We start from the raw sequence: 12,300 nt of genomic DNA on the forward strand, positions 1-12,300 counted from the left end.
ATAATATGCCAAATTAACAATATCACTTTCCAGTAAAAAAATATACAAAAATAAGAAAATAATTAAACTTTCCCTTTATAAAAAACAGACGGTATAAAAGCGGGTAAGATTTCCTACCTTTTTAAAATCATAGTCATAAGAGGACCTGACTGTATTTGTTAAAATGAAAGCAAAGTATCTCTTTTCAGGGACACTTCTGCCCGTCAGGACAGAGAAAAATCAAATAAGAACAGGAGGATGAAGATGAGGAAAAGGAAACTATCTACGAGCATTACCGCGTGGATACTCAGCGCAAGCATGCTGTTTTCCATGATCCCGCCTACGGTTGTAAGCGCGGATCCGGGAGGGAATGACAGTATCGTCAGAACGTTGGCGGCTTCTTATGACATGAGCCATGCAGAAGGTATGCTGACAGACACCAGCGGCAACGGGATGGATGCAGAGCTGGTAGGCTTTACGGACGACGACTTTGGATTCAACGAAGAAGATGGGACAGACGAGGTACTTAATTTTGCAGCTGACAAAAGCAAGTACGTGAAACTCCCAGCGGGGTTAATTACAGGTGAAAGCTTTTCCATTGAGGCAACGTTCAAAACCGGCACAGCCGCAGGACATTGGTTATGGTGCCTTGGTACGAAGGAGAACACATGGCCGAATGTGAATAATTACGTATTTTTAAACCCTATGCAGGATAACGGCACCATCCGCGGAGGTATGAAGGATGGGGCTACAGAATTGCTGTTCGGCAATATGCCTTCTTTGACACCGGATACTTACAGCACAGTGCGGATGGATTTTGACAGGGGCACCATGCAGCTGTATGTGGACGGCGCCAAGGTGGGAGACGATATCGCAAGCAATTATTCTATTCAGGATATCCTGAATGCGGGAACAAATGAGGGAGAAGATTTCTGCGGATATATCGGAAAATCACTTTATACACCAGATAAAGCATTTGCCGGAACTCTGACGGAGTTTAGCGTGTACTCTCCGGTTGAGAACCCGGACAGAGACACAGCGGAGGCTGATGTTAATGAGCTTACACTTCCTGAGGTAATTGAGGGAGATATAGAGCTTCCTGTGGCGGGAACAAACGGGAGTGTAATTACATGGACCTCAAACCGGGAAGATGTAATCAGCACAGACGGTACCGTTACCCGCCAGCCATTTGATACCAAGGTTCTGCTGACGGCAACCGCAGACTGTAACGGCACCACGGCAGAGCGTTCTTTTGAGGTGCTTGTAAAGGCCAGTGAGGACAAAGACGATAGAAATCTGGTGGCCTCTTATGATATGAGCCATCAGGGGGATGCACTGACAGATACCAGCGGGAATGGAATGGACGCCAGGCTTGTGGGTATGACAGATGCTGATTTTACAGAAGACAGCGGCCCAGTGCTGAACTTCACTGGTGATAAAAACAAATATGTGGAGCTTCCCAAGGGATTAATCCAGGGAGAAACATTTTCTGTTGAGGCGACCGTTAAGACCAGCAAGCAGGCAAACCACTGGCTGTGGTGTCTGGGAACAAAGGTCAGCGGAACCGGAAACAACTATGTGTTTGTGAATCCAATGCAGGGCGGCGGAGCCATTCGTGCCGGCATCAAGAGCGGATCAGAAAAGCTGCTTGCCCAGACGGCCAAGCTTACACCGGATACTTATGCTACCGTTCGTCTTGATTTTGAGAATGGAACCATGCGCCTTCTGGTGGATGGAGTGGAAGTGGTCAGTGGGATGGAAACGGGATACTCTATACAGAAGATACTCACAGACGGTACAAATGCAGAGGAAGACATCTGCGGATATATCGGAAAATCCCTGTATTCTGCAGATCCTGGATTTACCGGAGCTCTGAAAGGCTTTAAGGTATACTCTCCCACAATGGCTGAGGACAAGCTGGCAGCAGCTGATTTGGAAAAAATCTCTCTGCCGGACTCCGTGTATAAAGATCTGGACCTGCCCTCTGTTGGCGGCAACGGAAGCAGCATTATCTGGAGCTCAGACAGGAAAGATTTGATCACTGATGCCGGAGAGGTTTCTCCAGCACAGCAGGATGCAGAGGTGATTTTAACTGCAACGGCTGACCTGAACGGCGCTACTGCAGAAAAAACGTTTACCGTGAAGGTTGTCGGGACGGACTCTATATTGGAGGAGGCCATGAATTCACTGACCTTTGCGTATACAGAGATCTACGGGAATATTACACTTCCTACAGAGCTTGCAAACGGGGCAGCTGTTCAGTGGTCTGTGAACGAAGCCGGAAAAGATCTAATTACCGTGGAAGATCAGACATCCGAAGGCGGAAGAACAATTCCTGCCGGTGTGGTAACCAGACCGGCAAAAGACACGGAAATTCAGCTTACCGCAGATGTTTCCGTGGGCGACAGTGCGGACAGTAAATCCTTTACGTTTACTGTAAAAGCAAAACCCGAAGAAAAAGGGGAAACCGCAGCATATCTGTTTGCGCATTTCACCGGATCGGAAGGCAGAAGCACCGACGAACAGATATATTTTGCCACAAGCGAGAACGGAAGCCAGTGGACAGATCTCAGAGAAAATGGAAACCCTGTCCTTTCTTCTGATCTGGGAGACAAAGGTGTCAGAGATCCCTATCTGGTGCGTTCTCCCGAGGGCGATAAGACGTACCTGATCGCCACAGACCTGAGCATCTATCACAGAGGCGGCTGGGGCAATGCTGCTGCTACTACTACCGGAAGCACCAGTCTGGTGGTATGGGAATCTTCTGATCTTGTAAATTGGAGCGAACCGCGTCTGGTGGATGTGGCATCCAGGATTCCGGGTGCGGGCTGTGCATGGGCGCCGGAAGCATTTTATGATGAAGAGACCGGCCAGTATGTAGTTTACTGGGCTACGGCATCGGGTGAGAGCAATGAACTGGGTGATCCCATGAATATGTATTATGCCACTACCCGTGACTTCTATACATTCTCAGAACCCGTGCTTTGGATTGACAGAGAACACTCCATCATTGATACCACAATGATCCAAGCCAACGGCAAATATTACCGTGCATCCGGCGACGGACAGATCACTATTGAAGAAAGTGATTCTATATACGACGGATGGAAAATCATCGGAACCTTAAAGGATATCTTTAACAATAACAATTACAGCGGGGCAAAGCTTGAAGGCCCGGAATTCTTTAAGTATAACGACAGAGACTTCCTGACAGACAAAGACGGAAACAAGGTTGACACCTGGGGTCTTATGTGTGATCAGTATGCCGAGGGAAGAGGCTATCTGCCATTCCGGACAACGAATATGGCAGACATGAGTACAGACAGCTGGTCTCCGGCATCTGACGTAAATTTTGGATCCCTGAAGAAGCGCCACGGCACCATTCTTCCCATTACAGAGGAAGAATACCATGCTGTCCGGAAAGCCTTTGCCAACATTGAGCCCCCCACAGGGGATAAGAAGGTATTGGCAGACTTTACCTTTAACGATGAGGAAACAGGGCTCTCCAGTGAAAACGCAAAAGCAGAGGGTACCTATACACTCAAAGACAGCTATGACGGCAAAGCGCTGTACCTGGACGGATCGGCATCTAATTATCTGACGGTTACAGACAAGGACGGAAAGAGCCTGCTGACAGGGGCTCAGGAGCTTACGGTATCCTATGATATGAAACCAGACAGAACCGAGACAAATTGGGCGTTCTTTGCAGCCCCGGACGGCAATCCGGTTTCCTATATGAATGAAAAATATCTGGGCATTTTGGAAGCAGGGGGCCGCACCACAGCAGAACGTTACAATAATTCGGGAAGCAGACCTGTTAATCCATATGCAGACACAGGCTCCGGCTGGTACCATGTGGATGTTGTATTCGGCAAAACAGATACTTCTGTCTATGTAAACGGTGTGAAACAGGCCGGCGAAGCCAGCAGCTATACACTGGAGGGGATTCTCGGAACCAGCAGTATCCTGCAGATAGGAAAGGCGAACTGGAACAGCGGTGAATATTTCAAAGGCTGGATTGACAACTTCAGAGTGGCTAATTATACTCTGAGCGATGAGGAGATCAAAGCCTTAGCTGATAATTTACTCAGTAAGCTGCCGGCAGTCAAGGATGTACTGGTAGGGACAGCACCTGACAGGGAGACGGCCCTTGAGTACAGAGGGACCGATGATCATACGGCAATTCTGACAGAAGTAGATCAGGAGAATATGACAGTGACATCCTATATCCGGAAGACAGCTGACAGTAAAAAAACTCCTGTTACCTTTTATTTGAACAAAGAAGTAGACGCCATCCTTGTAAATGGAGAGTCTTTTGAAAACGGGACGGCTCTGGATCTGTCCGAGGATGTGCAGGTGGTTCTGCAGTCAGGCGGTACGGAGGAAATCTGGACGATAAAGAAACCTGTGATCAGTAATAACCCTGTATTACCCGGTCAGTATGCAGACCCGGATCTGGATTTCTTTGACGGTAAGTTCTGGATCTTCCCAACCACAGACGGTTATCCCTCCTGGAGCGGATATCAGTTCCATGCGTTCTCTTCTCCGGATCTGGTAAATTGGACGGATGAAGGCGTCATTATGGATTTGAAGGAAGATAATCCCGGATTAAATGAGAACGGGATACAGATTGCAGCGTCTAAATGGGCAGTGGGAAGTGCCTGGGCACCTACCATTGAAGAGAAAAATGGAAAATATTACTTCTATTACTGCGGAAAGCAGTTAAACGGGGAGTCTGCCATAGGTGTTGCAGTAGCAGACAGCCCAAAAGGCCCTTATGTTGACAAAGGGGAGCCCCTGATGACAAAAACCATCAGTTCAGAGGGCGGAGCAGGGATCGGTCAGGCTATTGATCCGGGCATCTTTACCGATGACGACGGAAAATCCTATCTGCTGTACGGCAACGGCGGAGCAGGGATCGTAGAGCTGGGCGATGATATGATGAGTATTAAGAAGGATACCATCCGGAAACTGAATGGCCTGACAAACTTCAGAGAATCTGTAAATGTAATCAAGGTAAACGGAGTCTATCACTGGACTTGGTCCTGCGATGATGCCAACAGCCCTAACTACCATGTAGAATACGGAACTTCCGATACACTGGACGGTTCCATTACAAAACACAGTACTCTGCTTGAGAAGGATACGGAAAAAGGAATCCTTGGAAGTGCCCACCAGTCCTCTATTCTTTATATCAGAGACGAAAAAGGACAGGATCATTACTACATGGCTTACCACAGATTCTATACTCCATTGAATATTTTCACCTCAGGGGATGGTCTTGGGAAGCACAGGGAAACCTGTATTGATGAGATATTCTTTGACAAAAACGGCTACATGACTATGACGCCCACGCTGGAGGGCGTGACGGCTGTAACCCCTGCGTCTGACAATCCTACGGTGAAGTATATCACAGTAACTCCGGGTATCACCATTGTGGGAAAAGGAAGTACACAGTCCTTTGCAGCAGAAACAAAAGAGGAAGCTGACGCATCCGTTACATGGAAGGTGGAAGGGAACAGCAGCAGCAGTACCTCGATGACGCCGGAGGGTGTTCTTACAGTTGGAGCGGATGAGACGGCAAAGCAGCTTACCGTCACGGCAGCGTCCAAAGCAAATCCGGGCAGAATCGGAACCGCACAGGTAAATGTAGTTGAATTCTTCGGAGAGGCGCTGGAGGAGCAGGGGGTCATTACTGCCAGAAATGGTGCATCTGTGGAAAAAGATGCCGAGAGAGGCAATGTACTTAGAATTACGTCCGGATGGATCGAGGGAGGCAACAGCCCGGCAAACGGCGGCGGTGTTTTTGAAAAGGCACAGGCAATCTTTAAAAATACAAACTTTACTCTGGGCATGGATGTGAACATTGACGGACTTGATGACAATACATCCATGGCGATGATTGGAAACAGTGACAATCATTTCCGTATTATTCCCCAGCGGAAGGATAACAAAGGGTATTTGAAGGTATGTGCGGCAGGGACAGAGACAGAATACGAATTATCCGAACCAGTGAAGCTGAACGAATGGCAGAACATAAAAATCATATACAGTGAGGATGATGCCACAGGAAAAGTCTCAGTAGTGGCAGGCCAGAAGACACTGATAGGCGCACAGGAGCTTGGCTTTAAGCTGAGCGCTCTGGACACAGTAGATGCCAGTCTGGGATGCACGTATAAGACAGGATTCCTGCGCACAGGAACTTATGACAACATTATTGTTACAAGGGATGAGGAACCAGAAATAACGGTAACAGGAATTCAGGTCAAAGCCCCGGAGAAGACAAAGTATCTGGTGGGTGAAGAACTGAACACCGCAGGTCTGGAGGTGACCGCCCAGTACAGTGACGGAAGCAGCAAAGATGTGACCGGTGAATGTGAGCTGAGCGGGTTTGATTCCAGGATACCGGGACGTAAAACTGTAACGGTAAGCTATGGAGGATTTGAGTCCACCTTTGATGTTATCGTGGAGGGTACCCAGGATGACAGTTTATTGGCTGACTTCCACTTTAATGATGAAGAGACCGGATTGACAAGCGAAAAGGCAAGAGCAACGGGCAGCTATACGTTAAAAGAGAGCTATGACGAAAATGGAAAGGCTCTGTATCTGGATGGTTCTGCTTCCAACTATCTGACAGTGACAGATCAAGACGGAAAGAGCCTTCTTACCGGTGCAGAGGAACTAACGATCTCCTATGAAGCAAAACCAGATCGCACAACAACGAACTGGGTGATGTTCGCCGCTCCCAACGGAAACAGGCAGGAGTATGGGAAAGAAAAATATATTGGTATCCTTACAAATAACGGCACAACAACTGCTGAACGGTACAATAACACAAACGGCCGGCCGAAGAACCCATTTGTAACCACTGGAAGTGACTGGGTGCATGTGGATGTAGTCATCAGCAAAACCGACACAGTCATTTATCTAAATGGAGTAAAACAGGCGCAGGAGACAAGCACTTATGGAGTGAAAGAACTTCTGGGAAACAGCAGCATTCTTCAGATTGGTAAAGCAAACTGGGGCAGCGGCGAGTACTATAAGGGCTGGATTGATAACTTTAAAATCTACAGCAAAGCCCTCACAGCGGAAGAGATAAAAGAGATTCCGGATGACAGCTTTGTAAATCTGATGCTTGAAAAGAAGGCAGAGGAAGTCAAAGACGTTGTCATCAGCGATGCCAATACAACGCTTCCTGATTATGACGGAACCGTGACCTGGGAATCTGCAATGGAGGAAGTATCAATTGCTGAAGACGGACTGTCCGCAAAAGTGGTTCAGCCGGCTGCGGGAGAAGAACCTCTGGAAGGAAAACTTACTGCCGTTATCTCTATCTGTGGAAAGCAGATGAGAAAGGAAGTAAATGTGACGGTAAAACCAGAAGTGGGCGAGGAGGATCCTTACGGGTACATGATGGTCCACTTTATTGAGGACAGCAACGGATACTGTGAGAAGATTTACCTTGACATATCCAGAGGAGATAATCCGGAGCAGTGGGATCCCCTCAACGGCGGTGAGCCGATACTGGCATCCAACATGGGAACCACCGGTACCAGAGATCCCTATATCACTTACAATCCGGAGACAGAAACTTATTATATCATAGCAACGGATCTTCGTGTCTTTGGCGGCGACGATGCAGGTTGGGGTACATGGTCTAAGAGCTACAGCACAAAGATGAATGTGTGGGAATCCAAGGATCTCATCCACTGGAGCGATGTACGTCAGTTTGACGTGGCCCGTGATATGGATGGAAACAAGGTAGCGGAGCTTGGTATGATGTGGGCACCGGAAGCTACCTGGGTACCGGACTACTATGGGGAAGGAAAAGGCGCTTTTGTCGTATACTGGTCCTCTAAAACCTATGCAGAGGATGATCCCAACCATGATGCTTCCAGTGTTGAGAACATAATGTGGGGAGCAACCACGGATTTCACACAGGAAACCTTTGAGTACGGCGGAAAATTCCTGGATGGAGGCGCCAAAGGCTGGATCGATACCACCATTATTCAGAACGAAGGCAGAACCTACCATATAACAAAGAGCAATGAATTACAGATTATCATGGAATATACGGATGACAAAGAGTGGTGGAAGGAAGGTACGCAGTGGACCAGAGTGCAGGAGAGAATCGGTCAAAGCCGTTTTGGATCGGTAGAAGGCCCTGCAGTGTTTAAAGATCACAGCAATGACAACCGCTGGTATCTCTTTGTAGATGATCTTCCCTCTCCCGGTTATCAGCCGATGATATCTACGGACCTGAACCAGGGATGGGATTATCTTGACAGTCCTGATTATTTCCTGACGCCGAACACGAAGCACGGCGGAGTGATTTCACTGACGAAAAAGCAATATGATGCAGTCAGAGGGGCAGATGCTGTATCCCCAGTGACAGAGGAACTTGACAGTGTAGAAATCAGCCAGGGAAAAGCAGCAGAGGAGCTGGCAGAGCTACTGCCGCAGACTGCACAGGTGAACCTGGCATATAATATGGGCACCTCAGAACTTCCGGTAATCTGGGATACTTCTGATGTGAATCTAGACGAGGCCGGAACCTATAAGGCTGTGGGTACGGTACAGTCCATCAGTGCGAACAAGGGGCAGTGGGTTGGAAAAGACGGATCCACTAAGTATGACGCAGAGGATAAACAGCTGTACAGCAGCAGAGCAATAAAGGTATCTGCAGAAGTGGTGGTCAAGGCAGAGACACCGGATGTGACAGTAACCAAGATTCAGGTCAAAGCCCCGGATAAGACTGAATATCTCGTAGGGGAGGAGCTGAACACAGCCGGAATGAAAGTTACTGCTCTGTACAGTGACGGAACAAGTAAAGATGTGACCAAAGACAGCAAACTTGAGGGATTTGATTCCAAGACGCCGGGGACCAAGACGGTGACTGTATCCTATGAAGAGAAGACGGCTGACTTCCAGGTTACTGTGAAAGAAAAGATTCAGGCCGGCTGGGTACAGGAAGGAAGCAAATGGAAATACAGAAATCCGGACGGAAGTTTCCTGGCTGAGACATGGAAGCAGATTGACGGACAGTGGTATTACTTTAATGAAGACACGTATATGGCTACCGGTTGGCTGCTGGACGGAAAAACCTGGTATTATCTGAAAGCAAGCGGAGCGATGGCCACGGGCTGGCTGCTGGATGGCAATACCTGGTATTACCTGAAGGCAAATGGAGCAATGGTAACCGGCTGGCTGCAGTTAGGGGAAACCTGGTATTATCTGAAAGCAAACGGAATGATGGCCACGGGCTGGCTGCTGGACGGAAAGACTTGGTATTATCTGAAAGCAAGCGGAGCGATGGCCACGGGCTGGCTGCTGGATGGAAAGACCTGGTATTATCTGAAGGCAAACGGAGCAATGGTAACCGGCTGGCTGCAGTTAGGGAAGACCTGGTATTATCTGAAATCCAATGGAGCAATGGCCACGGGCTGGCTGCTGGATGGAAAGACCTGGTATTATCTGAAGGCAAGCGGAGCGATGGCCACGGGCTGGCTGCTGGACGGAAAGACCTGGTATTATCTGAAGTCCAATGGGGCAATGGCCACGGGCTGGCTGTTGGATGGAAAGACCTGGTATTACCTGAAAGCAAACGGAGCAATGGCCACGGGTTGGATAAAAGTAGGAAGTAAATGGTACTATTTGTACAGCAGCGGTGCAATGGCATCCAGTAAGTGGATAGGGAAGTATTATGTCAATGCTTCCGGAGCCTGGACAAAGACCAGATAAGAAAAATTGAGGAATAAGATTATTACCGGCGTCATTTTAATGGCAGCCGGTAATAATTTTATCCGCCCGTACTTCCTTACGGAAAGTATGTTATAATTGCAGTAAAAGCACAGCCAAACGGAGGACAAAAGGTGTATTTTTTTCGCAGATTAAATATAAAAAGCCAAATTGCAGTACTGATTGCCATCATCACAGTCTTTATGCTGGTTTCCTTTGGAATCATAGATTTTATGACAGGAAGGGCAGTAAAGAGAACAACTCTGGAATCAAATGAAAAGCTTCTGCAGCAGGTAGAAGGGAGAGTTGCCGCTTTTACAGATGATATGGAGAACATCTCACTTTCCCTTTTCTACAGCCCTACCATTATCAATTATATCGGTCTGTCTCAGGAGGTTGACAGAGTACTTGCGTATGAGGATGTATCCGCGGTGTGCAGCAATGCTATGTCCCTGAAAAAGGGGATAAAAGGGGTAATGATATATGACGGCAAGGGAGAATTGTGTGCCGGCGTGGGAACTAACCGTACGATACCTGCCGGGATTGAGAGCGTTTCCCAGGTAGTCTACACCGGATGTCTGGGGAAGGACAAAAAATATTATGCGATTGTTTACCCTATCTATGACTTGAAGAGTACAGAGACTAAGAAAAGGCTGGGAAGCGGAGTGCTTCTTATGGACTGCGGACAGTTGGGGGATATCCTGGAGAATTCTCTGGTGACACAGGGTTCTGCCATATCTATTCTGGATAAGAATGACAGGTGCATGGCCTTCCGGGGGGCAAAGCATGATGAGAAGGGACTGCATGGGGGAAAAGATGCAGAATATGTTACACGGCGCACACAGCTTTCAAAAGCGGGCTGGACCTTGGTCAGCGATGTCCCGGGAACTGAGCTACAGGCTGGCAGACAGACCATACGGAAATACTGTACAGCGGCCTTTGCGGCAATTGCAGTAATCCTGGCCTTTTTTGTATTTACCCTATGGACAGGTATATTAAGACCTGTAAAAAAGGCAACTGAATTCGCGAAGCGTTATCCCTTGGGAGAGAAAGACAAGCGTTTGGAGATGGACTATAAAAATGAAATCGGAGATATGGCAAGAAGTCTGAACCAGATGCTGGATGATATTCAGAGGCTGAGCAGCGATGTCCAAAGCTCTCAGAAGAAGATGTATGAAATGGTACTGGATCAAAAACAGATGGAGATCATATCATACAGAAACCAGGTAAATCCCCATTTTCTCTACAATACTTTTGACTGTATCCGTGGGATGGCAGCTTATTATAATGTGCCCCAGATTGCAGAGATAACCAGTGCGCTGTCCAGGTTTTACCGGTATACGGTGAAAGGAGACGATTGTGTAACTATCGCAGATGAGGTACTGAACATCCAGGAATATGCGAAGATTATTGAACACCGGTTTATGGGCAGGATATCTGTGAATGTAGATGCTTCGAAAGAGATTCTTTCCTGTACCACAATTAAGCTGCTGCTTCAGCCTCTGGTGGAAAATTCGGTTTTTCATGGGTTGGAACAGAAGGTAGAAGGGGGCCGGGTGGAGGTGTTTCTGACACCCCGGGGGGCCGGAAAGATACACATAAAGGTCAGGGACAATGGTGTCGGAATTGAAAAAGACAGGTTAGAAGAGATTCTGCAGCACCTGGAGCAAAGAGAAAAAATATTTCCGGGAGAACCTGATTCTGGGTATGGGATTGGGCTTGCTAATGTATACCACAGAATTAGATTGTTTTACGGTGAACATGCAGAGTTTGACATCACCAGCAAGAAGGACATAGGAACCACAGTAACTGTTTGTATTCCCAATTCCGCGGCAGGAGGCATAGATGTATCAGGTATTATTAATTGATGATGAACCATGGGCGCTTTATGGGCTGAAAACGCTGATTGATTGGGAGGCCCTGGGATACTGCATAGCAGGAGAGGCAGAGAACGGACTGAAAGCGATGGAACTTCTGAATAAAGGAAACATAGATGTGGCAATATCAGATATCCGTATGCCCGGGATGGACGGCATTCAGCTGATGGAGACTATTCAGGAAGAAAAACTTCCCGTGGAAGTGATTTTCGTGAGCGGCTACAGTGAATTTGAGTATGCCAGAAAAGCGGTCCGGTACGGAGCATTTGATTATCTCTTGAAGCAGGTGTCGGCAGAAGAACTGACAGATGTGCTGAGAAGACTCTCAGATGCACTGAAAGGCAGGGAACAGGGCGCTCCGGATCCATTGAAGGAAGGGGCGCATTTAAGCCATATGATGACAGAGGTTATGAGAGATATTGATGAGGGCTTTCCCAGGGATATCCTGCTGAATGAATTAGCAAAAAAATATAGTATCAGTTCAGGGCATTTAAGCAATTTGATAAAAAAGGAGACAGGGAGTACCTATACAGAGCACATTACCAGAAGACGTATAGAAAAGGCAAAAGAGCTGCTGAAAGATGATTCCCTGAGTATTTTAGAGGTTGCAGAACAGGTAGGGTACGGCGATTATTTTTATTTTACAAAGCTCTTTAAAAGGCAGACCGGACTTTCACCCAGCAAATACAGAAAAGAACAGTAGAAG

At 47.6% G+C, this 12,300-nt stretch carries 3 protein-coding genes; all 3 read left to right on the forward strand.

Annotated features, from left to right (window positions below; genetic code table 11):
• The first annotated feature begins 243 nt into the window (after positions 1 to 243).
• The 3 genes from GKG41_RS23310 to GKG41_RS11250 all read left to right on the forward strand — a co-directional run bounded on the left by GKG41_RS23310 (position 244) and on the right by GKG41_RS11250 (position 12,297).
• Positions 244 to 9,720, forward strand: a complete 9,477-nt coding sequence (locus tag GKG41_RS23310) for a family 43 glycosylhydrolase (protein WP_206672013.1) — start codon at positions 244 to 246, stop codon at positions 9,718 to 9,720.
• 131 nt (positions 9,721 to 9,851) lie between these two features.
• Positions 9,852 to 11,585: a histidine kinase gene (locus tag GKG41_RS23885; protein WP_154258658.1), complete on the forward strand. Its 1,734-nt coding sequence runs from the start codon at positions 9,852 to 9,854 to the stop codon at positions 11,583 to 11,585.
• Positions 11,563 to 12,297 (forward strand): response regulator, encoded by a 735-nt coding sequence (locus GKG41_RS11250; protein WP_154258660.1) that lies wholly within the window; start codon positions 11,563 to 11,565, stop codon positions 12,295 to 12,297. Before GKG41_RS23885 ends, GKG41_RS11250 begins: the two co-directional genes overlap by 23 nt.
• The last annotated feature ends 3 nt before the right edge of the window (positions 12,298 to 12,300 follow it).

Source organism: Lactonifactor sp. BIOML-A5, from assembly GCF_009677585.1.
Taxonomy (GTDB): domain Bacteria; phylum Bacillota; class Clostridia; order Lachnospirales; family Lachnospiraceae; genus Lactonifactor.